At 68.6% G+C, this 26,105-nt stretch carries 24 protein-coding genes; 12 read left to right on the forward strand and 12 right to left on the reverse strand.

Annotated elements, in window-relative coordinates; genetic code table 11:
* The first annotated feature begins 61 nt into the window (after positions 1-61).
* Positions 62-544 carry an NUDIX hydrolase gene (locus ACIRQ9_RS01355; RefSeq protein ID WP_351934129.1) on the forward strand — a complete coding sequence of 161 codons (483 nt, stop codon included), beginning with the start codon at positions 62-64 and terminating at the stop codon, positions 542-544.
* Between the two features lie 4 nt (positions 545-548).
* On the opposite strand, the gene ACIRQ9_RS01360 is transcribed toward ACIRQ9_RS01355, so the two are convergent.
* Positions 549-1,967 carry a globin domain-containing protein gene (locus tag ACIRQ9_RS01360; protein WP_404165886.1) on the reverse strand — a complete coding sequence of 473 codons (1,419 nt, stop codon included), beginning with the start codon at positions 1,965-1,967 and terminating at the stop codon, positions 549-551.
* Positions 1,968-2,273: 306 nt separating this feature from the next.
* Positions 2,274-2,906: an HAD family hydrolase gene (locus ACIRQ9_RS01365; protein ID WP_404165888.1), complete on the reverse strand. Its 633-nt coding sequence runs from the start codon at positions 2,904-2,906 to the stop codon at positions 2,274-2,276.
* 189 nt (positions 2,907-3,095) lie between these two features.
* On the opposite strand from ACIRQ9_RS01365, the gene ACIRQ9_RS01370 reads away from it, so the two are divergent.
* The gene (locus ACIRQ9_RS01370) at positions 3,096-3,962 is read left to right on the forward strand and encodes a GNAT family N-acetyltransferase (protein ID WP_404165890.1); all 867 of its coding nucleotides are present in this window, start codon (positions 3,096-3,098) and stop codon (positions 3,960-3,962) included.
* Between the two features lie 145 nt (positions 3,963-4,107).
* Here ACIRQ9_RS01370 and ACIRQ9_RS01375 read toward each other — a convergent pair whose 3' ends face one another.
* A complete protein-coding gene (locus ACIRQ9_RS01375; RefSeq protein ID WP_404165892.1) occupies positions 4,108-5,316 on the reverse strand; it encodes an MFS transporter in 1,209 nt (402 codons plus the stop codon).
* 136 nt (positions 5,317-5,452) lie between these two features.
* On the opposite strand from ACIRQ9_RS01375, the gene ACIRQ9_RS01380 reads away from it, so the two are divergent.
* Positions 5,453-5,911 carry a MarR family winged helix-turn-helix transcriptional regulator gene (locus tag ACIRQ9_RS01380; protein WP_404165894.1) on the forward strand — a complete coding sequence of 153 codons (459 nt, stop codon included), beginning with the start codon at positions 5,453-5,455 and terminating at the stop codon, positions 5,909-5,911.
* A gap of 9 nt (positions 5,912-5,920) precedes the next feature.
* Positions 5,921-6,373 carry a GNAT family N-acetyltransferase gene (locus ACIRQ9_RS01385; protein WP_404165896.1) on the forward strand — a complete coding sequence of 151 codons (453 nt, stop codon included), beginning with the start codon at positions 5,921-5,923 and terminating at the stop codon, positions 6,371-6,373.
* 60 nt (positions 6,374-6,433) lie between these two features.
* Here ACIRQ9_RS01385 and ACIRQ9_RS01390 read toward each other — a convergent pair whose 3' ends face one another.
* Both ACIRQ9_RS01390 and dnaB read right to left on the reverse strand, forming a co-directional pair.
* Complete coding sequence (locus tag ACIRQ9_RS01390) at positions 6,434-7,828, reverse strand: serine hydrolase domain-containing protein (RefSeq protein ID WP_404165898.1); 1,395 nt, start codon at positions 7,826-7,828, stop codon at positions 6,434-6,436.
* A gap of 55 nt (positions 7,829-7,883) precedes the next feature.
* Complete coding sequence (dnaB, locus tag ACIRQ9_RS01395) at positions 7,884-9,359, reverse strand: replicative DNA helicase (RefSeq protein WP_404165900.1); 1,476 nt, start codon at positions 9,357-9,359, stop codon at positions 7,884-7,886.
* Positions 9,360-9,819: 460 nt separating this feature from the next.
* Between dnaB and ACIRQ9_RS01400 the strand changes: the two genes are divergently transcribed.
* Positions 9,820-11,157 carry an MATE family efflux transporter gene (locus tag ACIRQ9_RS01400; protein WP_404165902.1) on the forward strand — a complete coding sequence of 446 codons (1,338 nt, stop codon included), beginning with the start codon at positions 9,820-9,822 and terminating at the stop codon, positions 11,155-11,157.
* Between the two features lie 161 nt (positions 11,158-11,318).
* On the opposite strand, the gene rplI is transcribed toward ACIRQ9_RS01400, so the two are convergent.
* The 4 genes from rplI to rpsF all read right to left on the reverse strand — a co-directional run bounded on the left by rplI (position 11,319) and on the right by rpsF (position 13,025).
* Positions 11,319-11,765: a 50S ribosomal protein L9 gene (gene rplI / locus ACIRQ9_RS01405; RefSeq protein WP_351934107.1), complete on the reverse strand. Its 447-nt coding sequence runs from the start codon at positions 11,763-11,765 to the stop codon at positions 11,319-11,321.
* Between the two features lie 18 nt (positions 11,766-11,783).
* Positions 11,784-12,020: a 30S ribosomal protein S18 gene (gene rpsR, locus ACIRQ9_RS01410; RefSeq protein ID WP_006381652.1), complete on the reverse strand. Its 237-nt coding sequence runs from the start codon at positions 12,018-12,020 to the stop codon at positions 11,784-11,786.
* A gap of 46 nt (positions 12,021-12,066) precedes the next feature.
* Positions 12,067-12,660 (reverse strand): single-stranded DNA-binding protein, encoded by a 594-nt coding sequence (locus tag ACIRQ9_RS01415; RefSeq protein ID WP_404165904.1) that lies wholly within the window; start codon positions 12,658-12,660, stop codon positions 12,067-12,069.
* A gap of 74 nt (positions 12,661-12,734) precedes the next feature.
* Positions 12,735-13,025 (reverse strand): 30S ribosomal protein S6, encoded by a 291-nt coding sequence (rpsF, locus tag ACIRQ9_RS01420; RefSeq protein ID WP_005482942.1) that lies wholly within the window; start codon positions 13,023-13,025, stop codon positions 12,735-12,737.
* A 266-nt stretch (positions 13,026-13,291) separates the two neighbouring features.
* On the opposite strand from rpsF, the gene ACIRQ9_RS01425 reads away from it, so the two are divergent.
* From ACIRQ9_RS01425 to ACIRQ9_RS01435, 3 genes are all read left to right on the forward strand, one after another.
* Positions 13,292-13,594: a hypothetical protein gene (locus ACIRQ9_RS01425; RefSeq protein WP_404165906.1), complete on the forward strand. Its 303-nt coding sequence runs from the start codon at positions 13,292-13,294 to the stop codon at positions 13,592-13,594.
* A gap of 165 nt (positions 13,595-13,759) precedes the next feature.
* Positions 13,760-14,881 (forward strand): peptidoglycan bridge formation glycyltransferase FemX, encoded by a 1,122-nt coding sequence (gene femX, locus ACIRQ9_RS01430; RefSeq protein ID WP_404165908.1) that lies wholly within the window; start codon positions 13,760-13,762, stop codon positions 14,879-14,881.
* A 65-nt stretch (positions 14,882-14,946) separates the two neighbouring features.
* Positions 14,947-15,978, forward strand: coding sequence for an alanine racemase (locus tag ACIRQ9_RS01435; protein ID WP_404165910.1), 1,032 nt, complete (start codon positions 14,947-14,949; stop codon positions 15,976-15,978).
* Positions 15,979-16,082: 104 nt separating this feature from the next.
* On the opposite strand, the gene ACIRQ9_RS01440 is transcribed toward ACIRQ9_RS01435, so the two are convergent.
* A complete protein-coding gene (locus ACIRQ9_RS01440) occupies positions 16,083-17,582 on the reverse strand; it encodes a glycosyltransferase family 87 protein (protein WP_404165911.1) in 1,500 nt (499 codons plus the stop codon).
* Positions 17,583-17,799: 217 nt separating this feature from the next.
* On the opposite strand from ACIRQ9_RS01440, the gene ACIRQ9_RS01445 reads away from it, so the two are divergent.
* Positions 17,800-18,171: a hypothetical protein gene (locus ACIRQ9_RS01445; protein WP_404165913.1), complete on the forward strand. Its 372-nt coding sequence runs from the start codon at positions 17,800-17,802 to the stop codon at positions 18,169-18,171.
* Between the two features lie 88 nt (positions 18,172-18,259).
* Here the strand turns inward: ACIRQ9_RS01445 and ACIRQ9_RS01450 are convergent, their stop codons facing one another.
* Positions 18,260-20,926, reverse strand: a complete 2,667-nt coding sequence (locus ACIRQ9_RS01450; protein WP_404165915.1) for a transglycosylase domain-containing protein — start codon at positions 20,924-20,926, stop codon at positions 18,260-18,262.
* A 363-nt stretch (positions 20,927-21,289) separates the two neighbouring features.
* On the opposite strand from ACIRQ9_RS01450, the gene ACIRQ9_RS01455 reads away from it, so the two are divergent.
* From ACIRQ9_RS01455 to ACIRQ9_RS01465, 3 genes are all read left to right on the forward strand, one after another.
* The gene (locus ACIRQ9_RS01455; protein WP_404165917.1) at positions 21,290-21,970 is read left to right on the forward strand and encodes a helix-turn-helix transcriptional regulator; all 681 of its coding nucleotides are present in this window, start codon (positions 21,290-21,292) and stop codon (positions 21,968-21,970) included.
* A 43-nt stretch (positions 21,971-22,013) separates the two neighbouring features.
* Positions 22,014-23,096, forward strand: a complete 1,083-nt coding sequence (locus tag ACIRQ9_RS01460) for an inositol-3-phosphate synthase (protein ID WP_404165919.1) — start codon at positions 22,014-22,016, stop codon at positions 23,094-23,096.
* A 141-nt stretch (positions 23,097-23,237) separates the two neighbouring features.
* Positions 23,238-24,500 carry an MFS transporter gene (locus ACIRQ9_RS01465; protein WP_404165921.1) on the forward strand — a complete coding sequence of 421 codons (1,263 nt, stop codon included), beginning with the start codon at positions 23,238-23,240 and terminating at the stop codon, positions 24,498-24,500.
* Between the two features lie 110 nt (positions 24,501-24,610).
* Here ACIRQ9_RS01465 and ACIRQ9_RS01470 read toward each other — a convergent pair whose 3' ends face one another.
* Positions 24,611-26,080 (reverse strand): CCA tRNA nucleotidyltransferase, encoded by a 1,470-nt coding sequence (locus tag ACIRQ9_RS01470; RefSeq protein ID WP_404165923.1) that lies wholly within the window; start codon positions 26,078-26,080, stop codon positions 24,611-24,613.
* Between the last annotated feature and the right edge of the window lie 25 nt (positions 26,081-26,105).

Consider the following 26,105-nt stretch of genomic DNA (forward strand, 5'->3'; position numbering starts at 1 on the left):
GCGGCCGTCCGGTGGCGGTTCGCGATGTTTCACGTGGAACGAGCTGGGCCACATTTCTCCCATGACCGTCCGACCCGTGGTCAAGCGCACCGCACGTGCCGTCCTCCTGGACGGCGACGACCTGATCCTGATCAAGCGCACCAAGCCAGGTGTCGATCCCTACTGGGTCACCCCCGGTGGCGGGGTCGAACCGGAGGACACCACCGTCGTCGACGCCCTCCACCGCGAGGTGCACGAGGAACTCGGCGCCAAGATCACCGACGTGGTGCCGTGCTTCGTGGACACCGTGGAGCACATCGGCGACACCGGCAGTGCCACCGGCGTGAAGGTGCAGCACTTCTTCGTCTGCCGGCTGGAGTCCATGGACCCGGCTCTGCGGCACGGCCCCGAGATCGAGGAGCCCGCCGGCGAGTACGAGATCGTGCGCGTCCCGTTCACCCGTGTCGGGATCGCCTCCGTGCACCTCGTGCCGCTCTCCCTGCGCCACTACCTCGACGGCAACATCGAAGGCGTGCGAGCCATGCATGCCCCCGACCTCGGCTGACGGATCAGTCGCCGACGAAGACCAGTTCCTCGACCGAGTCATGGCGGATGCGGTGCGCCGGGATACCGACGTCCCTCAGGGCGTGCACGCCGCTGCGGATCATGCCGGGCGGCCCCGACAGGTAGGCGTCGTACTCGCTCCATGATCCGTACGTGCGGATGGCGTCCGGGAGCTGGAGGTGCGCCTGCTGGTCGGTGATCGCCCGGACCGAGAGCCAGGGGTGGCTCCGCTGGAGCCGGAGCAGGGGGTCGATGTCGTACAGGTCGTGGTCGGTGCGGGCGCCGTAGAACACCTCGACCGGCCGGCGTGCGCCGCGTTCGGCGATGTCCTCCACCAGCGCCTTGATGGGGGCGATGCCGGTGCCGCCGCCCAGACACAGCAGTCCGTTGTCCTTCGTGTGGTCGACGGTCATCGAGCCGACGGGCGGCCCGAGGCGGATGACGTCACCGGGACGGGCCCGGTGCACGAGTGCGTTGGAGACCCAGCCCGCCGGCACGGCCTTCACGTGGAACGTCAGCAGCCCGTCCGAACGGGGCGCGGAGGCGAAGGAGTAGTGCCGCCAGACCCGTGGCCACCAGGGCGTCTCCACGCTCGTGTACTGCCCGGCGAGGAAGGGGTACGGCTGGTCGGGGCGGACGGTGAGCACCGCTACGTCCGGGGTCCTGAGGTCGTGGGCGACGACCTGCGCGTGCCACCAGGCCGGTGCGCGCAGTTCGTCCACCGACGCCGCGTCGATCATCACCTGCGACATCGTCGTGTACGCCCGTACCCAGGCCGCCTCCGTCTCCGGGTCCCAGATGGCCGCGGCGTACTTGCCCAGCGCACCGATCAGGCATTCACCGACCGCCGGGTAGTGCTCAGGACGGGTGCCGTACTTGCGGTGGCCGCGGCCCAGGTTCTGGAGGTACTCGACCAGGACGGGCGTGTTGTCGATGTGTTCGGCCGCGGTGAGCAGCGCCTTCAGCAGCCGGTCCCGCTGGGTGTCCATGGCGGCCGGGAACAGGGAGCGCAGTTCGGGGTGACGTACGAAGAGCAGCGCGTAGAAGTACGAGGTGACCTTGTCGGCGACCGGGCCGACCTCGGCCATGGTGTTCTGGATGCGTGCCGCGTCCGGGGAGGCCCCCGAGCCCGGCTGCGTGGGGCGCTGCGGTGGGACCTGCTGCCCCGCCGCGGGGGCGTGCTGCCCGGCGGCAGGGCCCTGAGCGGGGCCCTGGAGGCCGGCGGGCTCCTCCGTCGGCCGTATTCGCGCCTGAGTCCCTTCCGGCGCGGGAGGGCGGCCCTGAGGCGGTTCCTGGCGGTTGCCCGGCCCCGCGCCCGGGTGTTCGGCGGCGGGCTCGACCGGGGCCGCCTTGCTGGGGGACGTGAACCAGCTGCTGCCGCCGGCCTCGTCGTTGCCCGCCGACGTGGTGGTCGGAGCATCCATGGTGTGCCTCGCCTCGAACATCTTTCGGTCGGTCTGCGCACTTCACTGAGAAGGTGCTGGTCTTCCCCCGTTGACGGCTGGCTCTTCCTGGTCCGGCCCGTGGCCGACCCACGGCCACATTGAACCCGCGCTTCCTTCGCGTACGGACAAGTAAGGCGAAAGTGTGACATGGACCGCAGTCACTCCCGATGGGACATCTCGCCCCGGACGGGAACCGGAGTCGACCCTACCGGCCGCCGCCCCCCACACAAGTCCCCTCTGTATCCCCCACCAATCCGACAACGGGCGAACCATTCGGTCCCTCAACTACCGGGCGCCACGAGTCAATTCGTAGGCATCCCATAGATCCCGGCCCGTGTACGAGTACGTCGCGAGACCGGCGAGATGTCCGTCCGCGTTGACCGCCACGGACATCGGAACCACGCGGAACAGTTCCCTGTCCGACAGCGAGTCCCCGTAGGCGACACAGTCCGCACGGCCCACTCCGAACTCCGCGCACAGGCGGTCGGCGATGGTCACCTTGGCAGCGGCGTCGAGAAGGCCCGCCGGATCCACCGGGTCGACGAAGGGCACCGCGGGGAAGCGCGATCCGACGGCCGCGTGGGCGCCCCAGTCCAACAGCCGTTCCACGAAGAACGAGGGCGAGAGCGAGACCACAGCGCAGTAGTCACCCGCTGCCCTGATCTCGGCCCAGACATCCCGTATGCGGGCCAGCCAGGGCGCTCCGTCGAAGGCAGCGGTCACCTTCGCGACGGTCAGCTCGGCCCAGAGGGTGTAGACCCGCGCCGCGTACTCGGGCGGGGACATCCGGCCCGCCGACATCACCCGGTCAAGCTCCACCGTCTCCGCTTCCAGACCGAGTTGACGGGAGATCTCGACGGGCGCGGAGGTGCCGTGCAGCAGGGTGCCGTCCAGATCGAAGAGGTGAAGTCTCGCCATGCGTCCCGAGGCTACTGGGAAGCCCCCTCGTCCTGGCGGGGTCCCCGGCTGCGACCGCGGCGATGTTTCACGTGAAACGTCCCCTGTCTGTCCAGGGGTTGTGCACCGGGCTACCGCATGGCCAAAACCGCGTGCGTCTCCCTCGAAACGGGTGGACGCCATGGGTTCGGGTCGGACAGCCTGACCTGCGTGCCCACTCCTGCCGTCGCCACTCTGCCCATTCGCCGGCTGACGCCACGCGACCTCATCGCCTGCGCCGACTTGTCCGAGGACCGGGGGTGGCCGCGCGAGGAACACAAGTGGCGTCTTCTCCTGTCGGCCGGAACGGGTCACGGCATCGACGACCCCGCCGGAGGCCTCGTCGCCGCCTGCGTCGTCACGGAGTACGGCTCTGGGCAACGTCCGGATCTCGGTGCGATCGGCATGGTCCTGGTGGCCACGCGGCACGCTCGCCAGGGCGTCGGACGCCGGTTGATGCGCCACATCGTCTCGGCGATGGGGACGATCCCCCTGACCCTGTACGCCACTCCCTACGGCCGTCCGCTCTACGAGGAGCTGGGATTCAAGACCACGGGACGCTCGGAGATGCTGACCGGACTCTTCACTCCGGGCGGTCCTCCATCGCGCGTGGCGACGCGGAAGGCCACCGCCGAGGACCTCGGTGCCGTCCTGCGGCTGGACGAGGAGGTGTTCGGTACCGACCGCACCCCTCTCATCGCCCGCCTGCCCGCGTTCTCGGACCAGTTCCGGGTGGCCGTGGACGGCGGAGAGATCGTCGGCTTCGCGGCCGCCTGGCCCAACATGGACACGCACGTCGTCGGGCCGCTGATCGCCCGTGACACGGAGACGGCGAAGTCCCTCGTCGCTTCCCTCGCCGCCCACACCGACCGGCCGCTCCGCACCGACATCGACGTCCGTCACGAGGAACTGCTGGCCTGGGCCAAGGAACGGGGGCTCGCCTCCGTGGCCATGAACTCCGTCATGACCTACGGCATCACAGAGTTGCCGGGAGACTGGACCCGGCGGTTCGCGCCGCTGACGGTGGCGGCGGGCTGAGGCTCCGCCCGCACGGCGGCCGCCGGCCTCCCGGAGGAGCCGGCGGGCCGCGTGGACCGAGGGTGTGGTCGCGGGAGTGCGCGCGGCGTCCACGGCGAAGCCGCGGTCCTGGCCGGGGTGGCGCCGCCGACGCCTTGCGGCCGGCTCAGTGGTGGACAGACTCGCGGCGCGCCGTCGGCACGCCGTCCGCGGTCACGGGGTTCGGGACGGCATCGCGGCGCTCCAGTGCGGCCGACAGGAAGGCGAGCAGGAGAGCGCCCGCGGCGAGGGCGGCGCCGACCCAGTTGGGGGAGGTGTAGCCGAAACCGGCGGCGATCACCATGCCGCCGAGCCAGGCGGAGAGGGCGTTGCCGAGGTTGAAGGCGCCGATGTTCACCGCCGATGCCAGGGTGGGGGCGCCGTGTGCCTGGTCGAGCACGCGCTTCTGCAGAGGGGGTACGGTCGCGAAGCCCAGGGCGCCGATCAGGGCGACGGTCACCGCGGCCGCGATCTTGTTGTGCGCCGTGACCGTGAAGAGGGCGAGGACGACCGCCAGGGCGCCCAGGGACACGTACAGCATGGGCATCAGGGCCCGGTCGGCGAACCTGCCGCCGACGAGGTTGCCGCCGACCATGCCGAGGCCGAAGAGGACCAGCAGCCAGGTGACGGAGCCGTCGGCGAAGCCCGCGACGTGGGTCATCATCGGCGCGATATAGGTGACGGCCGCGAAGACACCACCGAACCCGAGGACGGTCATCGCCATGGCGAGCAGGACCTGGGTGTTCTTGAACGCGGCCAGCTCGTGCCGCAGCTGCACGCCTGCCGGCTTGGGCAGCTCGGGCACCAGCCTGGCGATGCCGACCAGGCCGGCGACACCGAGGGCGGCGACGATGCCGAAGGTCACACGCCAGCCGACGTGCTGTCCCACCAGGGTGCCGAGCGGGACACCGACGACGTTGGCGACGGTGAGCCCGGTGAACATCATCGCGATGGCCCCGGCCTTCTTGCTCGGCGCGACCAGTTCGGCCGCCACCACCGAGCCGATGCCGAAGAAGGCGCCGTGGGCGAGGGAGGCGATCACGCGGCCGATCAGCATGACGGCGAAGGAGGGGGCCACGGCGGACACCAGGTTGCCCGCGACGAACAGCGCCATCAGCAGCATCAGCATCCGCTTGCGCGGGACCTTGGTGCCGAGGACGGTCATCAGCGGGGCGCCCAGCACCACACCGAGCGCGTAGCCGGTCACGAGGAGGCCTGCGGTGGGGATGGAGACCCCGAAGTCACCGGCGACCTCGGGCAGCAAGCCCATGATCACGAACTCGGTGGTGCCGATCCCGAAGGCCCCGATCGCGAGGGCCAGAAGCGCGAGAGGCATGGAGGAACACCTTCCCAGACGATTGCAGATGCGCTTAGCGTGCGTCCACATTAATTGCACACGCGGGCTAAATGCAACCGCCGGATATTGCGTCTCTGCTCTATCCTGGGTTCAGCCGCTCCGGGACGGAGGAACCATGACAGCGACGGACCCAGCACTCACCGCCCTTGCCCAGGGCTGGTGCGCCCTCTCCCTGCTCCACGGGAGGATCGAGGCGCACATCGAGCGCGCCCTGCAGGCCAAGCACGACCTCAGCGTGCGCGAGTACTCCCTGCTGGACGTCCTGAGCCGACAGCACGACGACGAGGGAGGCCATCTGCAGATGAAGCAGGTCGCCGACGCGGTCGTGCTCAGCCAGAGCGCCACCACACGGCTGGTGACCCGCCTCGAGGACCGGGGCCTCCTGGAGCGCTACCTCTGCCCGACCGATCGGCGCGGCATCTACACGAACGTCACCGAGAGCGGGCTGCGGCTACTCGAAGAGGCTCGTCCCACCAATGACAGCGCGCTGCGTGAGGCCCTCGACGAGGCGGCCAGGAACCCGGAGCTGGCTCCCCTGGTACGGGTCGTGGAATCGCTGAACGTGCCCGCATAGGCTGCGAGCATGGGAGATCTTGACATACGCGCCGCGGTCGCCGACGACGTCCCGGCCATCGTCGCCATGCTCGCCGACGACCCGCTGGGCGCCCGGCGGGAATCACCGGACGACCTGACCCCCTACTTCGGCGCCCTGGAGCGGCTCAGCGCCGATCCCAACCAGCGGCTGGTGGTCGCCGTGCGCGAGGGCCGCGTCGTCGGCACGCTCCAGCTCACCTTCATCCCCGGTCTGTCGAGGCGGGGCGCGACCCGGTCGATCATCGAGGCCGTGCGCATCCACGCGGACGAGCGCGGCGGCGGGCTGGGAACCCTGTTCATCGAGTGGGCGATCGAGGAATCCCGCCGGGAGGGATGCCAACTGGTGCAGCTGACCTCGGACGCGTCCCGCACCGGCGCCCACCGCTTCTACGAGCGGCTCGGTTTCACCGGCTCCCACGTAGGTTTCAAGCTGGAGCTCTGACCGGCGGCCGTCGACGGTCCGCGCGTTCCCCAGGGTGGCGTTTCACGTGAAACGCCACCCTCAGCTCGTCCAGCCGATCCCCCGCCACCCCTCGGGGTCCACCCCGCCGGGTACCGGAGCCGTCTCCTCGTACGGCTGGCGCGTGAACACGAAGGACCCGAGGTCCAGGTGGCTCACGGTGCCGTCGGGCCGCCGTACGGGCCGTAGAAGCTCTCCCGCGTAGTAGCCCTCGAGTCCGGTCCAGGTGCCGTCGCCGTTGGACCGGAACCGCGCACGGCGGCCCGCGCCCGCCAGCGGCCCGAGTGAGACCAGGCCGTCGGCCGTCACCCGCAGGGCGAAGGGGTGCGTACCCCAGTACCACTGGCCCGCCAGCTCCAGCACCGCCGGATCCACCTGGGCCAGCGGCCGCCACGGCTCGGGAATGCGCGGCTCGGCCTCCGCGACGATGCGTACGAGATCGGCGGCCGTGGCGGACACCATCGGGCCCGAGGTGCAGTTCGCCAGCACCACGGCCGCCACGTCGTCGTCCACGCTGATGGTGAGGTTGGCCAGGAAGCCGGGCAGTGAACCGGAGTGCCCGGCCAGCAGCCGGCCGTCACGGCGCTGGATCTGGAGACCGAGCCCGTAGGTGGCGCCGTCCAGCACGTCGGCGGGCTCGGCGGGAGCCGCCGGAACGCGCATCTCCCGTACCGACTCGGTACTCAGAACCCGGTCGTCGCCGGCCGCCAGGAACACGGCGAAGCGGGCCAGGTCGCCCGTGGTCGACCAGAGTTGCCCTGCCGGCGCCATCCGCCCGAGGTCCTCCAACGGCTCCGGGAGCATCGCGTCCGCCCAGGGATGCACCGCCCAGCCACCCGCGTGCGGCGCGAGCGGCCGGCAGCTCGTGCGGTCGAGACCCAGCGGTTCGAGCACCTCCCGCCGGAGCACCTCCTCCCAGGGAGCACCGCGGACCTCCTCGACCAGGGCACCGAGCAGGGTGTAGCCGGGGTTGGAGTAGTGATGCCGGCGGCCGACCGGGTGCAGAAGAGGCTGCTCGCCGAGGACGTCGCTCAGCTCGGGCCGCAGCGAGCCCGGAGTCCGCTCCCACCAGGGGGCGGGCGACTCGGCCGCCAGCCCGCCGGTGTGCGCCAGGAGTTCGGCGATCGTCGCCTCCCCCGCGCCGGTGCCCGGCAGGTGCTTCTCCAGCGGATCACCGAGATCGAGCAGCCCTTCGTCGCGCAGCCGGAGCACCAGGACCGCCGTGAACGTCTTGGTGATCGAGCCGATCCGGTACTGCACGTCCTCGTCCGGCTGGTGCCCGCCCACCGAGGTCCGCGCCCCGTGCCAGACGGCCCGGCCGCCGCGCACGACGGCGGCCACCAGTGACGGCGCCCGCCCCTCGGCCTGGGCTACGGCGATCCGGTGCAGCAGCGCCCGCCGGGTGGCGGGCAGCAGCTCTTCCTGAAATGTCGTCATGCGCCCAGTCCACCCGCTGAGCAGGGCCGCGTCGAGTCCATTTCGGTGGTGCGGATCAGGTCTGCGCCATGTCCACGAAACGGGAGTAGTGACCCTGGAAGGCCACGGTGATCGTCGCGGTCGGACCGTTTCGGTGCTTGCCGACGATGATGTCGGCCTCGCCCGCGCGCGGTGACTCCTTCTCGTAGGCGTCCTCGCGGTGGAGCAGGATGACCATGTCGGCGTCCTGCTCGATGGAGCCGGACTCACGCAGGTCGGACACCATCGGCTTCTTGTCCGTGCGCTGCTCGGGGCCACGGTTGAGCTGCGAGAGCGCGATCACCGGGACCTCCAGCTCCTTGGCCAGGAGCTTGAGGTTCCGGGACATGTCCGAGACCTCCTGCTGACGGCTCTCGGAGCGCTTGGAACCGGACTGCATCAGCTGCAGATAGTCGATGATCACGAGCTTGATGTCGTTGCGCTGTTTGAGCCGGCGGCACTTGGCCCGGATCTCCATCATCGACAGGTTCGGGGAGTCGTCGATGTACAGCGGCGCCGCCGACACGTCGGGCATCCGGCGGGCGAGCCGGGTCCAGTCCTCGTCGGTCATCGTGCCGGAGCGCATGTGGTGCAGAGCGACCCTGGCCTCGGCGGACAGCAGACGCATCGCGATCTCGTTGCGGCCCATCTCGAGGGAGAAGATGACGCTGGGCAGGTTGTTCTTGATCGAGGCGGCACGGGCGAAGTCCAGCGCGAGGGTGGACTTACCCATGGCGGGACGGGCGGCGATGACGATCATCTGGCCCGGGTGCAGGCCGTTGGTGAGCGAGTCCAGGTCGGTGAAGCCGGTGGGCACACCGGTCATCTCACCGGTGCGGGAGCCGATCGCCTCGATCTCGTCGAGGGCGCCCTCCATGATGTCGCCGAGCGGCAGGTAGTCCTCGCTGGTCCGCTGCTCGGTGACCGCGTAGATCTCGGCCTGGGCGCTGTTGACGATCTCGTCCACGTCGCCGTCGGCCGCGTATCCCATCTGCGTGATCCGGGTCCCGGCCTCGACGAGACGGCGCAGCACCGCGCGCTCGTGGACGATCTCCGCGTAGTACTCGGCGTTCGCCGCCGTCGGCACCATCTGGACGAGGGTGTGCAGATAGGAGGCCCCGCCGACCTTGTTGATCTCACCCCTCTTGGTGAGTTCGGCGGCGATGGTGATGGGGTCGGCCGGCTCGCCCTTGGCGTAGACGTCGAGGATCGCCTGGTAGATCGTCTCGTGCGCGGGCTTGTAGAAGTCGTGGCCCTTGAGGATCTCCACGACGTCGGCGATGGCGTCCTTGGACAGCAGCATGCCGCCGAGCGCGGACTGTTCGGCGTCCAGGTCCTGCGGCGGGATCCGCTCGAAGGTGGAACCTCCGCCGTCCCAGTCACCGCTGTCCCGGCCCCGGTCGTGCCGGTCGTCCCGTCCTCGGCCGCTGTCGCCGCGTTGGCGGGAGGCGGGCAGGCGATCACTGGGACCGGCCTCGGCCCACGGATCGTCCAAGGGCTCGGAAATACTCACCGAGCCACCTCCTCCCGTCCGCCCGGCGGACCTCGCCGTGGCCACATTTCTACGGCACGGCACTGACAAACCAAGGCGCCCCATTCCGGTTCCCAGCGCGTCGGTTTTGTGAGGTTTCCGAGGCCATGCGGGGGAGCGTGCGCCGGACCACGGTAGGCCCGCGGGCACCGTCAGCCAATCTGGTTATCCACAGGCCATGTGGACGACGGCCCGTATGCTGTGGAGAACTCGCCGAAACCTGTGCACGACCCGGTGGACAGCCCTGTGAACAAGCCCTCGAACTTTCTTGGCGAGCGGCTGTGACCTGGCCCTTTCCCGCCCACCGGCTGTGCAGAAGAAAAACTTTCCCAGTCGGATCAAGATCGCTTCGACCGATCCGTGAAGGCGTGGCCCACGCCAGCCGAAGTAAGGGTCGCATGGCAATTGCATCTCTTACCTGTGGACGATTAGATTAGCGCCCATGTCACAGGCTCCCGCGATCCCCAAGGCCACCCGACGCCGGCACGACCGAGAGATCGTCGCCCTGGCCGTTCCGGCCTTCGGCGCACTCGTCGCCGAGCCTCTTTTCGTCATGGCCGACAGCGCGATCGTGGGCCATCTCGGCACCGCGCAGCTCGCCGGCCTCGGCGTCGCCTCAACACTTCTCACCACCGCCGTGAGCGTCTTCGTCTTCCTCGCCTACGCCACGACGGCGGCCGTCGCCCGCAGGGTAGGGGCCGGCGATCTTCCCGCAGCCATCCGCCAGGGCATGGACGGCATCTGGCTCGCGCTGCTGCTCGGATTGGGCGTCATCGCCGTCACCCTGCCTCTGGCACCCGACATCGTGGATCTCTTCGGGGCCTCCACCACCGCGGGCCCCTACGCGACCACCTATCTGAGGATCTCCTCGCTGGGCATCCCGGCCATGCTGATCGTGCTCGCCGCCACCGGCGTCCTGCGCGGCCTCCAGGACACCCGAACCCCGCTGTACGTAGCCGTCGCGGGCTTCGTCGCCAACGCCGCTCTGAACGCCGGGCTCGTCTACGGCGCCGGACTGGGCATCGCGGGCTCCGCCTGGGGCACCGTCATCGCCCAGTGCGCGATGGCGGCCGTCTACCTGACCGTCGTCGTACGAGGAGCCCGCAGGCACGGAGCTTCCCTCCGCCCCGACGCCGCCGGGATCCGCGCCTCGGCCCAGGCCGGGGCACCTCTGCTCGTCCGGACGCTCTCCCTGCGGGCCGTCCTCATGATCGCCACGGCCGTGGCCGCCCGGCTCGGCGATGCCGACATCGCCGCCCACCAGATCGTGCTGTCGCTGTGGAGCCTGCTGGCGTTCGCCTTGGACGCGATAGCCATCGCCGGACAGGCCATCATCGGCCGCTATCTCGGCGCGGGCGACACCGCCGGCGCTCGTGAGGCGTGCCGACGGATGGTCCAGTGGGGCATCGCCACCGGAGTCGTCCTCGGCCTGCTCGTGGTGATCGCCCGGCCGTTCTTCCTGCCCCTGTTCAGCAGCGACCCGATCGTCAAGGACATCGCACTGCCGGCGCTGCTCATCGTGGCGCTCTCCCAGCCGATCTCCGGGGTGGTCTTCGTCCTGGACGGCGTCCTCATGGGTGCGGGAGACGGGCCCTATCTCGCCGGGGCCATGGTCGTGACGCTGGCGGTCTTCACGCCGGTGGCGCTCCTGGTCCCCGCCTTCGGCGGCGGGCTCACGGCTCTGTGGGCAGCCATGACCCTCATGATGGTCACGCGGATGCTGACTCTCTGGCTGCGCACCCGCTCGGGCCGCTGGATCGTGGCCGGCGCGACACGCTGACGGTCCACACCCTGGCCAGTTTCACGTGAAACGTGAATCACCGCGAGCCGCCACGTTTCACGTGAAACACCCGCCGCACCCACACGAGGTGGGCAGACCGAAAGGGGCCGCACCCTCGCGGGTGCGGCCCCCTTCAGCTACTGCTCGATCCGATCGCAGCCTCAGGCCGCGACGACCTCGATGTTGACCTTGGCGGCAACCTCGGGGTGCAGACGCACGAACGTCTCGTGGGCGCCCAGCGTCTTGATGGGCGAGCCCAGCTCGATGCGGCGCTTGTCGACCTCGGGGCCACCGGAGGCCTTGATCGCCGAAGCGACGTCGGCCGGGGTGACGGAACCGAAGAGACGACCGGCGTCGCCCGAGCGGACGGCCAGACGGACCTTGACGCCTTCGAGCTGGGCCTTCACGGAGTTGGCCTGCTCGATGGTCTGGATCTCGTGGATCTTGCGAGCACGACGGATCTGCTCGACGTCCTTCTCGCCACCCTTGGTCCAGCGGATAGCGAACTTCCGCGGGATCAGGTAGTTGCGAGCGTAACCGTCCTTGACGTCGACGACATCGCCGGCGGCACCGAGGCCAGAGACCTCGTGGGTGAGGATGATCTTCATGTGTCGGTCACCCTTCCCTTATCGCGCGGTGGACGTGTAGGGCAGCAGCGCCATCTCACGGCTGTTCTTGACGGCCGTGGCGACGTCACGCTGGTGCTGCGTGCAGTTGCCGGTCACGCGGCGGGCACGGATCTTGCCGCGGTCGGAAATGAACTTCCGCAGCATGTTCGTGTCCTTGTAGTCCACGTACTGGACCTTGTCCTTGCAGAACGCGCAGACCTTCTTCTTAGGCTTGCGCACAGGCGGCTTCGCCATGGTGTTTCTCCTGTGTGATCAAGAAGTGGGGATGCGAGCCGTTGCCCTAGAAGGGGGGCTCGTCCGAGTAGCCGCCGCCACCGCCACCGCTGCCGCCGGAGCCGCCGCCCCAGCCGCCGCCGCCCTGGTTGCCGCCACCGGCGGGAGCGCCGGAGGCCCAGGGGTCGTCGCTGGGAGCGCCGCCCTGCTGGGCGCCGCCGGAGCCGCCGCCCCAGCCGCCGCCACCCTGGCCGCCACCGCCGCCGTAACCACCCTGGCCACTGCGGCCGCCACCACCGGCGGTCTTGGTGACCTTGGCCGTGGCACTGCGCAGGCTGGCGCCGACTTCCTCGACGTCCAGCTCGTAGACCGTGCGCTTGACACCCTCACGGTCCTCGTAGGACCGCTGCTTCAGCCGGCCCTGCACGATGACGCGCATGCCTCGCTGGAGCGACTCGGCGACGTTCTCCGCCGCCTGACGCCAGACCGAGCAGGTCAGGAACAGGCTCTCGCCGTCCTTCCACTCGTTGGTCTGACGGTCGAAGGTGCGGGGAGTGGACGCGACGCGGAACTTCGCGACCGCCGCACCGGACGGGGTGAAGCGCAGCTCGGGGTCGTCGACAAGATTGCCGACGACCGTGATGACGGTCTCGCCTGCCATGGGGGTACCTCTCGGCGGGTTTGCTGCTGGCTGCTTGCTGCTACTCGAAACCCGAGATCAGCTGAGCGGGAAGCTCAGTGGGTCTCGGGACGGAGGACCTTGGTCCGGAGGACCGACTCGTTCAGGTTCATCTGGCGGTCGAGCTCCTTCACGACCGCAGGCTCGGCCTGCAGGTCGATGACCGAGTAGATGCCCTCGGGCTTCTTCTTGATCTCGTACGAGAGACGACGACGGCCCCAGGTGTCGACCTTCTCCACCTTGCCGTTGCCCTCACGGACGACGGAGAGGAAGTTCTCGATCAGGGGGGCGACAGCGCGCTCCTCCAGATCGGGGTCGAGGATGACCATCACCTCGTAGTGACGCATGTGGAACCCACCTCCTTTGGACTCAGCGGCCACGGTCGTTCCGTGGCAGGAGGGTTGTGATGCGTACGCAACGGTATCGGCCGCCACTGACAAGCGGTGGGCTTCCCTCGGGATCCCCGGCCGCGGGCCTGGGCAGACACCGGTGCAGACGGTACACAGTACCCGCACACCTGCTTCCGGTTGAAATCCGGCCGCCGGGACCCTCAATCTGTACACATCGGGTGTGTACGGCGCTACGATGCGCCGCTTTCCGCAGGAGGTGCCCTATGGCACAGGCATTGCGACCCAACACCGCCGGTTCCCTGTTCGCCACCGACGGCGAGACCCATCCGCTCCAGGACGCGCTGATGGCCGTGACGCTGGCGCTCGGCCTGATCGCCTTCATCACGTCGTTCTTCCACGGCCTGCACCTGCTCAGCTCGTGGGCAGGCCTGATCGGGATCTTCACCGGCCTGTACGGCCAGTGGGTCTCGATCACCACACGCGAGCGCTTCGGTCTGATCCTGGGTCTCGGTGCCGCGGGCATCGGCTTCTTCATCGGCATGGCACACGGCGGCCTGTTCGGATAGGCCTCCGGCCCCTTCCGCACCACCGCGTCACGCCCCGGCCGCACCGGAGCCGGGGCGTTGGTGGTGTACGCCCAGTCGGGTCATGGGCAAGGCGCAGTAGGCTTCGCCGCGAGAGCCGGAGCCCCTGAACCCATGGGGACACACCAGCCCGAGGAGCGCCCCGACATGAGCCTGACCCTGCGGACCATCAGCCGCGAACAGCATCTGGCATACATCCAGAGCCTGCCTGCGGCTAGCCACATGCAGGTCCCGGCCTGGGCAGATGTCAAGGCGGAGTGGCGTTCGGAGAACCTTGGCTGGTTCGACGAGCGCACCGGCGAGATGGTCGGCGCGGGCCTGGTGCTGTACCGCCAGCTGCCCAAGATCAAGCGTTATCTCGCGTACCTCCCCGAGGGCCCGGTCATCAACTGGTTCGCGCCGAATCTCGACGAGTGGATCCAGCCGATGCTGGCCCACCTCAAGCAGCAGGGCGCGTTCTCCGTGAAGATGGGCCCGCCGGTGATCATCCGGCGCTGGGAGGCCACCTCCATCAAGGCCGGCATCCAGAACCCGGACGTGAAGCGCCTGCGTGACATAGAAGCCGACTTCATCGAGCCGCGCGCCTTCGAGGTGGCCGACAAGCTGCGCCGGATGGGCTGGCAGCAGGGCGAGGACGGCGGCGCCGGCTTCGGTGACGTGCAGCCGCGCTACGTCTACCAGGTGCCGCTGGCGAACCGTTCCCTTGAAGAGGTCCAGAAGAACTTCAACCAGCTGTGGCGGCGCAACATCAAGAAGGCCGAGAAGGCCGGCGTCGAGGTCGTCCAGGGCGGTTACCAGGACCTGGCGGAGTGGCAGCGGCTGTACGAGATCACGGCGGTGCGCGACCACTTCCGGCCGCGCCCGCTGTCGTATTTCCAGCGCATGTGGACGGCGCTCAACACCGAGGACCCCAACCGCATGCGGCTCTACTTCGCCCGGCACAACGGGGTGAACCTGTCCGCGGCGACCATGCTGATCGTCGGCGGCCACGTCTGGTACTCCTACGGCGCCTCCGACAACATCGGCCGCGAGGTGCGCCCGTCCAACGCCATGCAGTGGCGGATGCTGCGGGACGCCTACGCGCTCGGCGCCACCGTCTACGACCTGCGCGGCATCTCGGACTCGCTGGACGAGACGGATCACCTCTTCGGCCTCATCCAGTTCAAGGTGGGCACCGGCGGCCAGGCCGCCGAATACCTCGGCGAATGGGACTTCCCGCTGAACAAGCTGCTCCACAAGGCGCTCGACATCTACATGTCGCGCCGCTGACGTCACGCTCCGTGCTTCTATAACCTGAAACACCCCAGCCATCCAGAAAGGTCCCAGGTCCGGCCATGGCGCTCACGCTCTACGTCGACACCGCGCGCTGGCGTGCGCACCACAAGCACGTGCAGGAGCAGTTCCCGGGTCTCGTCCCGGTCTGCAAGGGCAACGGCTACGGATTCGGGCACGAACGTCTGGCGGAGGAGGCCACCCGCCTCGGCTCGGACATCCTGGCCGTCGGCACGACGTACGAGGCCGCGCGCATCAAGGACTGGTTCGGCGGCGACCTGCTGGTGCTGACGCCGTACCGGCGCGGTGAGGAGCCCGTCCCGCTGCCCGACCGGGTCATCCGCTCGGTGTCGTCCATCGACGGCGTGTACGGCCTGGTGGGCGCGCGCGTGGTCATCGAGGTGATGTCCTCGATGAAGCGCCACGGCATCAGCGAGCAGGAGCTGCCGCAGCTCCACTCGGCCATAGAGAACGTCCGGCTGGAGGGCTTCGCCATCCACCTGCCGCTGGACCGGACCGACGGCTCGGACGCCGTCGAGGAGGTCATCGGCTGGATGGACCGGCTGCGCGCGGCCCGGCTGCCGCTGCACACGATGTTCGTCAGCCACCTCAAGGCCGACGAACTCGCGCGGCTGCAGCAGCAGTTCCCGCAGACCCGCTTCCGGGCCCGGATCGGCACCCGGCTGTGGCTGGGGGACCACGACGCCACCGAGTACCGCGGCGCGGTATTGGACGTCACCCGCGTCGCCAAGGGCGACCGGTTCGGCTACCGGCAGCAGAAAGCGGCCTCGGACGGCTATCTGGTGGTCGTGGCGGGCGGTACGTCGCACGGGGTGGGCCTGGAGGCACCGAAGGCCCTGCACGGCGTCATGCCGCGCGCCAAGGGCGTCGCACGGGCCGGCCTGGCCACGGTGAACCGGAACCTGGCGCCGTTCGTCTGGGGCGGCAAGCAGCGCTGGTTCGCGGAGCCGCCGCACATGCAGGTGTCCATCCTGTTCGTGCCGAACGACGCTCCGGAGCCTACGGTGGGCGAGGAGCTGGTGGCCCATCTGCGGCACACCACCACCCAGTTCGACCGCATCGTGGACCGCTGACCGGTCTCCAGGAACGCGGGAAGGGCCGTACACGGGTTCCGTGTACGGCCCTTCCCTTTGGCGTTCTCAGCTCCTGTGGCCCGCTCCCGGTACGAGCTGTTCGCTCAGAGCGAACGGTCCTCGGGGGCCCGGGTGCCCCACTCCACCTGCGGCCCCTCGAACTGGGCGGCATGGCGCGGAGGACGGGCCGCCGCGCCGAGCGCGAAGACGTCCTCCGCGCCGTCCAGCACTCCGCCCGAAGGGTCGTCGTCGCCGGAGCGGCGCACCACGTCCCGCTCGGGCATGAGGACGTCGCGTACGACCATCGCGCAGAGGTAGAGCGTGCCGAGCAGGTGCACCGCGATGGCCCAGTGGTAGCCGTGGGTCGGCAGGCCCTTGTGGGCGTCACCGCTGGTCGTGTACGCGAGGTACATCCAGATCCCCAGGAAGTACGCCACCTCGCACGCCTGCCAGATCAGGAAGTCCCGCCACTTGGGCCGGGCCAGGACGGCCAGCGGCACCAGCCACAGGACGTACTGCGGGGAGTAGACCTTGTTGGTGAGGATGAAGGCCGCCACCACCAGGAAGGCCAGCTGCGCGAAGCGCGGCCGGCGCGGGGCGGTGAGGGCCAGGGCCGCGATCCCCAGGAAGCAGAGCACCACCAGGATCGTCGCCGCGTTGTTCACGAACGTGGTGCTGGGCGGGGTCGTCGTGTTCTGCGCCCAGATCAGCCAGAAGGACCCGAAGTCGACGCCCCGCTCCTGGCTGAACGTGTAGAACTTCGACCAGCCGTCGAAGGCGAAGATCATCACCGGCAGGTTCACGGCGAGCCAGGCCACGACGGCGCCGCCGGTCGCGGTGCGGAAGTCCCGCCATTTGCCCGCGCGCCAGCACAGCAGGAACAGGGGACCCAGCAGGAACACGGGATACAGCTTCGCGGCCGTGGCAAGCCCCAGGAGGACGCCGAAAGCGAGGGGACGGCTCCGGGACCACATCAGCATCGCCGCGGCCGTCAGAGCGACCGCCAGGAGGTCCCAGTTGATGGTGGCGGTCAGGGCGAAGGCGGGCGCCAAGGCGACCAGCAGGCCGTCCCAGGGCCGCCGACGCTGCGTACGGACGACGCACACCGCGATGACGGCGGCGCAGATCATCAGCATCCCGGCATTGACGAACCAGTACACCTGCTCCTGGAGCTGGATGCTGCCGCTGCCCGGCGTGAGCCACGCGGCCACCTCCATGAACACACCGGTCAGCACCGGGTATTCGAGGTAGTCCATGTCGCCGGGGAGCCTGTCGAAGTACGGCACCAGGCCGTCCGCGAAGCCCCGCCCCTGGTAGAGGTGCGGGATGTCCGAGTAGCAGGCGTGGGTGTACTGGGAACTCGCGCCGAAGAACCAGCCGCCGTCGTAACAAGGCGCCTTCTGGATCAGGCCCAGGGCGAACATGCCGATCGCCACGAGTACCACGACCCGTAGCGGTGTCCACCACGACGTCCCGAGCAGCGCACGCCGCCCGATGGGACCGCCGATCAGCTCACTACCGGCGGCGGCGACCGGGTCCTCCCGGGTCGGACGCACCGGCTCCGGCTCGCGCACGCCCGCGGGCGTCGTCTCTGCACTGGGCATGGGGCCCATCCTGCCGTATGGACCTGAGAAGGACACACCACCAGGCAATTCGCCTTTTATTTTGGATTAATATACACCAATTAGGAAGATTAATAATCTTGCCAGATCGGCTCGCCCAGAACTAGGGTCCTCACACGTTCAAGACACATGAAAACTTGGGGGATAAGTGAAAAAAACGGCAAGGATCAGCCTCATAGGCCTTAGCTCCGCACTCTTCGTGGGTTTCGCCGCCGCTCCGTCGCAAGCACTCACGGTGCACACTGCGAGCTGTTCCGCCACCGGCTCCAGCGGGTCGTTGATCACTACCGGGTGGGACTACAACGACAACAGCATCCCCAACCTCTCCCTGACGCTCAAGGACACCCTCGCCGACGGCCACCACGTGCAGATCCGGCTGGTCGTGCAGTACCCGGACACGGTCAGCTATTTTCCGTGGCACTCCAATTACAACGGCGCCGGGACCACTGTTCAGTTCAACTCCTACGTAGCCTCCGGTGGCACCATCACCGATGCCGGAGTTCAGGTGGCCACCTATGAGGGCTCCACACAGCTGAGCTACTGCACAAAATGGGTTTCCGCATCCGATTAGGTCCGGTCGACCACGTACCGTGCCAGGCACACAAAGAGGCCGGTGTTCCTCGCCCCCAGGGCGAGGAACACCGGCCTCTTTTTACAGGTCAGCCTGTCGTGCCACCGAAGAGATTCCCGTTCCCTCCGCCGTTTCCTCCGCCGTTCCCGCCACCGTTGGCATTGCCCGAACCGGTCGACTCCGTAGCTGACGGCGAGGACGTTGCCCCTCCGGCTCCGCCCGCGCCGGTACCACCGGCGTCCGAGCAGTTCCAGGCGAACCGGCAGCTCTCGCTGATCGTGGGTGAGGGCAGACCAGGCGTCTCACTCGGCGTGGGGGCGCTGGGCGTCTCGCTGGGCGTCTCGCTGGGCGTGATGGTCGGGCTCGGCGTCGGGGACGGAGCACCCAGCTCGTCGGAGACCTTGCCGATCTTGGTGGCGTCCGGGAAGCTCAGGTCATTCTTGCCCTGCAGCGCCGCCCTCATGTACTCGGTCCACACGGAGGTCGGGATGTCACCACCGTGGATGGACGCCACGCCCGCGGTCCCGTTCATGGAGAGCAGTTCGGCGTCCTTGGGGTTCTCACGGAACATCGCCACCGAGGTCGACAGCTGCTGCGTGTAGCCGACGAACCAGGCCGACTTGTTGCTGTCGGTGGTACCGGTCTTGCCCGCTGCCGTACGGCCCAGGGCCTTGGCGTTGGTACCCGTACCGTTCTGGATGACGTTCTGCAGGACGTCCGTCACATTGTTCGCGACGTTCTCATCCATGGCCCTGGTCGGCTTCGGCTTGTCGAAGCCGCTCAGCTCCTGCCCGTCCTCCTTGACCGCGGTCACGGAGTACGGGTCCACGTGCTCGCCGGACGCCGCGAAGGTAGCGTACGCATCGGCCATGCGGATGGCGCTGGGGGTGGACGTACCGATGGCGAACGACGGGTTGAGGTCCCGCGACATGCTGTCAAACAGGACCCCGGACGCCTGAGCCATGTCCCGCACCTTCGTCATGCCGACGTCCACGCCGAGCTGCACGAACGGCGTGTTGACCGACTGCTCCATCGCCTTGCGCAGGGAGATGTAACCCCAGGGATACCCGCTCTCGTTCCTCTGCCGGAAGATCGAGTTGTCCTTGTTCAGGTAGTACGTACCGTCCGGCCGCCGCACCTTGAGGTTGTCGTCGCCGTTGTACTTGCTCAGCGGCGAGACCCCTTCGCCGTCGGTCTTGTACGTGCCGTACTGCATGGCCGCGGCCAGGACGAACGGCTTCCACGTCGAACCGACGGGGACACCCGAGGTGTCGGCGTTGTTGGTGAAGTGGTTGTTCTCGTAGCCGGCGCCGCCGTACAGGGCGACGATCGCACCGTCCTTGGGAACGACGGACGCGGCGCCGAACTGGACGTACTTGTCCTTGTCCCGGTGCTTGGGGTCCAGACGCGCCTTCTGGACCTTGTTCACGGCCGCGTTCAGCGCGTTGACCTTGGCCTTGTCGAAGGTCGTGTAGATCTGGAAGCCGCCCTTGTCGAACTGCGCCTCCGTGACCTTGGAGTGCGCCAGGACATACTTCTTCGCCGTGTCGGCGAGGTAGCTGATCTGCCCGGTCATGCCCTTGACCGCCTTGCGGCCCTGGGGCTCCGGGTACTTCTTGATGGCCGTCTGGTACTCGGCGTCCGAGAGGTGCTGATCCTTGTGCATCTCCCCGAGGATCCAGCCCCAGCGGTCGTGCGAGCGCTTGTAGTTGGCGTCCTTGGTGGCCGCCTGGTCGATGTCCGTGTTGCCCGCGGGGTCGTAGTAGGTCGCGCCCTTCAGCAGGGCCGCCAGGACCGCGCACTGGCTGGGCGTGAGTTTCTTCGCGTCCACGCCGTAGTAGGTCTGGGCAGCGGCCTGGATGCCGTACGCACCACGCCCGAAGTACGAGGTGTTCAGGTAGCCCTGGAGGATCTCCGGCTTGGTGAACTTGGTGCCCACCTTGACGGAGATGAACATCTCCTTGAACTTGCGGGTGACCGTCTGGTCCTGGCTGAGGTAGGTGTTCTTCACGAACTGCTGGGTGATCGTCGAACCACCCTGCGTCTCACCGCCCTGGGCCATGTTGACCAGAGCACGGGCGATGCCCTTGAAGTCGACGCCGGGGTCCGTGTAGAAGCTCTTGTTCTCCGCGGAGATCACCGCGTACTGCATGGCCTTGGGGATCTGGTCGATCGTGACGTTCTGCCGGTTGATGCCGGTGCCCGTCGCGACCATCTGCTTGCCGTCGGCCCAGTAGTAGACGTTGTTCTGGGACTTCGCGGCGGTGTTCTCGTCCGGGACGCCCACCATGGCGTACCCGACGCCGACCAGCGCCACCAGGCTGCCGAGGAACGTGAGGCACAGGCCGGAGGTGAGCTTCCAGGAGGGTACCCAGCGGCGCCAGCCGAACCGGTTCGCCCTCGGGTAGTCGATCAGGCGCTTCTTGTCGGGCGGCGTCGACGCCCGGCCTCTGCCACGGCCCGGCCCGGCAGGACCACCGGGACCGCGACCTCCGTTGTCGGGCGTTCTGCGGCGGCCTCCGGTGTTCTTCTGCGCCGCCCGGCGTGCCTCGGCTCGGCCGCCGTAGGGGCGCTCTTCACCCCCCGAGCCCTGGGAGTCCGACCCGGAGGAACGGAACCCATAGGAGTCGGAAGGAGACCCGGTGGCGCCCCGCGGGGCCGCACGGCGGCCGGCGGACGGGTCGGACTGGCCGCGTCGGGCCGCGGCACGTCCGCCTCCCTGCGGCTGCTGCGGTTTGCGACGGTGCTCGCTCATCGAACGATTACTCCTCGGGCAGGCGCACCCGTGCGCGCCTGGAAACGGCGGCTGGTTTCCGGTCCCCCCGAAGTACGGATGTGGTCGGTCCTGCATTCACCCGTACTGCACCGAGGACGGGGACGCCCCCCAGGCGTCACTTGGTTCCCGGTGGTCTGCATGCCGCACAGACTACGCACCACCAAAACCTGTCGAGCCCCGAAGTTCACCCCAAATCAGGCAAGTTGCCTCCTACGAATCGGTGATGTGATCCCGTTCACCGTCGTTGCTCTTGTCGCACCGGGATCGCCGATCTATCGTCATGATGTATCGAGCCGATACATCAGAGCGAGATAAGCGCATCAGAGACGAGAGGAGGCGACCATGAGCCGACGGTCCGGCATTCTTGAGTTCGCCGTACTCGGCCTGCTCCGCGAATCCCCGATGCACGGCTATGAGCTGCGGAAACGGCTCAACACCTCGTTGGGTGTCTTCCGGGCGTTCAGCTACGGGACGCTCTACCCCTGCCTCAAGACGCTGCTCGCCAACGGCTGGTTGATCGAGGAGCCGGGCAGCACCTCCGAGGACGCCCTCGCCGCGCCGCTCGCCGGCCGCCGCGCCAAAATCGTCTACAGGTTGACGGCCGAAGGCAAGGAGCACTTCGAGGAGCTCCTCTCCCAGACCGGCCCCGACGCCTACGAGGACGAGCACTTCGCGGCCCGGTTCGCCTTCTTCGGCCAGACCTCGCGCGACGTGCGGATGCGCGTGCTGGAGGGCCGACGCAGCCGGCTGGAGGAGCGCCTGGAGAAGATGCGCGCCTCGCTGGCACGCACCAGGGAACGCCTCGACGACTACACACTTGAGCTCCAGCGCCACGGAATGGAGTCCGTGGAGCGTGAAGTGCGCTGGCTGAACGAGCTCATCGAGAGCGAGCGGGCCGGGCGGGACATGAAGAGTCCCGTTTCCGGGGGATCCGCTCAGCAGAACACCACCAATGGAGCGACGGGCAACCTGCCCCGGTCCGGGGAGACCCGGCCGGATTTGCCCGGCGACACCACCACGTGAGACCCGGTCAGGGCCTCACTCGTACACACAGGGAGCAACCGGAATGGGTTCGGTGCGCGTAGCCATCGTCGGCGTCGGCAACTGTGCCGCGTCGCTGGTGCAGGGAGTCGAGTACTACAAGGACGCCGATCCGGCGGCCAAGGTCCCCGGCCTGATGCACGTCCAGTTCGGCGACTACCACGTCAAGGACGTCGAGTTCGTCGCCGCGTTCGACGTGGACGCCAAGAAGGTCGGCCTCGACCTGGCGGACGCCATCGGCGCCTCCGAGAACAACACCATCAAGATCTGCGACGTGCCGAACACCGGCGTCACCGTCCAGCGCGGCCACACCCTCGACGGTCTCGGCAAGTACTACCGCCTGACCATCGAGGAGTCCGAGGCCGAGCCGGTCGACATCGTCCAGATCCTGAAGGACAAGCAGGTCGACGTCCTCGTCTGCTACCTGCCCGTCGGTTCCGAGGACGCGGCGAAGTTCTACGCCCAGTGCGCCATCGACGCCAAGGTCGCGTTCGTCAACGCCCTCCCGGTCTTCATCGCCGGCACCAAGGAGTGGGCGGACAAGTTCACCGAGGCGGGCGTCCCGATCGTCGGTGACGACATCAAGTCGCAGGTCGGCGCCACGATCACGCACCGCGTCATGGCGAAGCTGTTCGAGGACCGGGGTGTCATCCTGGACCGCACGATGCAGCTGAACGTCGGTGGCAACATGGACTTCAAGAACATGCTGGAGCGCGACCGCCTGGAGTCCAAGAAGATCTCCAAGACGCAGGCCGTCACCTCGCAGATCCCCGACCGGGACCTCGGCGAGAAGAACGTCCACATCGGCCCGTCCGACTACGTGGCCTGGCTCGACGACCGCAAGTGGGCCTACGTCCGCCTCGAGGGCCGCGCCTTCGGCGACGTCCCGCTGAACCTGGAGTACAAGCTCGAGGTCTGGGACTCCCCGAACTCCGCGGGTGTCATCATCGACGCCCTGCGCGCCGCGAAGATCGCCAAGGACCGCGGCATCGGCGGCCCGATCCTCTCCGCGTCGAGCTACTTCATGAAGTCCCCGCCGGTCCAGTACTTCGACGACGAGGCCCGTGAGAACGTGGAGAAGTTCATCCGCGGCGACGTCGAGCGCTAGGCCGACACGGCACCGGGCGCCGGATCGACACAGCGCGGAGCGCTGCCGTCCGTCGCGCGCAAAAAATCGCTCCTGCCAGGGCTGTGAGAGTCCCCGGGTCCCCCGACCCGGGGACTCTCCCCATGTGTGAGGCTGTGCCCCATGCCTGTCGTCCGCGACCTGCGTGTCCTGCTCCGCCTGCGGAACTTCCGCCGTCTGCTCGCCGTCCGTCTTCTCTCCCAGGGCGCCGACGGCGTCTACCAGGTCGCGCTCGCCGCCTACGTCGTCTTCTCCCCTGAGAAGCAGACCTCACCGGCCGCGATCGCCTCGGCGATGGCGGTCCTGCTCCTCCCGTACTCCCTCGTCGGTCCCTTCGCCGGTGTCCTGCTGGACCGCTGGCGCCGCCGTCAGGTCTTCCTCCACGGCAATCTGCTGCGCGCACTGCTGGCCGCCGTCACCGCCGCCCTCATGGCCGCCCATGTCCCCGACTGGCTCTTCTACGCCTCCGCCCTGTGCGTCACCGCCGTCAACCGCTTCGTCCTCGCCGGCCTGTCAGCCGCCCTGCCGCGGGTCGTCGACACCGAACGCCTGGTGCTGGCCAACTCCCTGTCCCCGACCGCGGGAACCCTCGCCGCGACGCTCGGCGGCGGGCTCGCCTTCACCGTCCGGCTGCTGGCATCGGACTCCGACACCGCCGTGGTGCTCCTGGGCGCGACGCTGTACCTGTTCGCGGCGCTCGCCTCACTGTCCATGGCCCCCGGACTCCTCGGCCCGGACCGGCACCCGGCACGGCCCGGTCTGGGCACGGCCGTGATCACCACCGCACGTGAGCTCAGAGAGGCGATACGCCACCTCGCCGAACCCCGACGCCGCGAGGCGGTCTGGGCGCTGCTCTCCATGACGGTGATGCGCTTCTGCTACGGCGCCCTGCTGGTGCTCGTGCTGATGCTGTGCCGCTACGCGCTCTCCTCCGACCCCGACGACGGACTCGGGCTGCTCGGACTGGCGCTGGGTATATCCGGCGCGGGCTTCTTCGCCGCGGCCGTGGTGACCCCGTGGGCCGTGGGACGACTCGGCCCCGGGCGCTGGATCGCCGTGTGCGCCGCGACCGCCGCCGTACTGGAGCCCGCCCTGGGGCTCCCGTTCACGACCGTCCCCATGCTCATCGCCTCCTTCGTCCTGGGCCTGATCACCCAGGGCGCGAAGATCGCCACGGACACCATCGTCCAGTCGTCCGTCGAAGACGACTTCCGGGGCCGGATCTTCTCCGTGTACGACGTGCTCTTCAACGTGGCCTTCGTGGGCGCCGCCGGCGTCGCCGCCCTGATGCTTCCCCCGGACGGCCGCTCCGCTGTTCTCGTGGTCACGGTCGCTCTCATCTACGCCGGTGTGTCGACGTTCATGGCCCGCTTCGAACGCCGCTGACAGGCACCGCTGCTCCGCCGGTACGCCGAAGGGCGATGTTTCACGTGAAACATCGCCCCTCCCTGCGTTCCTGGGTCGTGTTTCACGTGAAACACGACCCGCTCACACGCTCAGCCCTGCTCGGCCCACCACTCCTTGAGCGCCGCCACGGCAGCGTCCCGTTCCATCGGGCCGTTCTCCAGCCGGAGCTCCAGCATGTGCTGGTAGGCCTTGCCGACTTCCGGTCCGGGCCGGATGCCCAGGATCTCCATGATCTGGTTGCCGTCGAGGTCCGGCCGGATGGCGTCGAGTTCCTCCCGCTCCTGAAGCTCGGCGATCCGCTCCTCCAGGCCGTCGTAGGCACGGGAGAGCGTCGCCGCCTTCCGCTTGTTACGCGTGGTGCAGTCGGAACGGGTCAGTTTGTGGAGCCGGTCGAGCAGCGGTCCCGCGTCCCTGACATAGCGACGGACCGCCGAATCCGTCCACTCCCCGGAGCCGTAGCCGTGGAAGCGCAGATGCAGTTCGACCAGGTGCGAGACGTCCTTCACCAGTTCGTTGGAGTACTTCAGGGCCGTCATGCGCTTCTTGGTCATCTTCGCGCCGACCACCTCGTGGTGGTGGAACGAGACGCGACCGTCCTCCTCGAAGCGGCGCGTACGGGGCTTGCCGATGTCGTGCAGCAGCGCGGCGAGACGGAGGGTGAGGTCAGGTCCGTCCGCCTCCAGCGCCATGGCCTGCTCCAGGACGATCAGCGTGTGGTCGTAGACGTCCTTGTGCCGGTGGTGCTCGTCGCTCTCCAGGCGCAGGGCCGGAAGCTCGGGCAGGACGTGGTCGGCCAGGCCCGTGTCCACGAGCAGCGTCAGCCCCTTGCGCGGATGAGCGGAAAGGATCAACTTGTTCAGCTCGTCCCGGACCCTCTCGGCCGAGACGATCTCCAGCCGGCCCGCCATGTCCTTCATCGCGGCGACGACCTCAGGTGCCACCTGGAAGTCGAGCTGAGCCGCGAAGCGGGCGGCGCGCATCATCCGCAGCGGGTCGTCCGAGAAGGACTCCTCGGGCGTCCCCGGAGTGCACAGCACGCCGGCCGCGAGGTCGTCCAGCCCGCCGTGCGGGTCGATGAACTCCTTCTCCGGCAGCGCCACCGCCATGGCGTTGACCGTGAAGTCACGCCGGACGAGGTCCTCCTCGATCGAGTCGCCGTACGACACCTCGGGCTTGCGCGAGGTGCGGTCGTAGGCCTCGGACCGGTACGTCGTGATCTCGATCTGGAAGGCTCGGACGGCGCCTCCCACGTGGGCTTCCTTCTGCACCCCGACGGTGCCGAAAGCGATGCCGACCTCCCAGACGGCATCCGCCCAGGGCCTGACGATCTTCAGTACGTCCTCGGGTCGCGCGTCGGTCGTGAAATCGAGGTCGTTGCCGAGCCGGCCCAGCAACGCGTCCCGGACCGAGCCGCCGACCAGGGCAAGCGAGAACCCGGCCTCCTGGAATCGGCGGGCGAGATCGTCGGCGACGGGCGCCACCCGCAGCAGCTCGCTCACCGCGCGCTGCTGCGCCTGGCTCAGGGCAGGGGAAGGAGTCTCTTCATTGGCGTTCGGCACAACAGAAAAGGGTACGTGCCCCGGG

It is taken from the genome of Streptomyces sp. NPDC101237, assembly GCF_044767465.1.
GTDB lineage: Bacteria > Actinomycetota > Actinomycetes > Streptomycetales > Streptomycetaceae > Streptomyces > Streptomyces gramineus.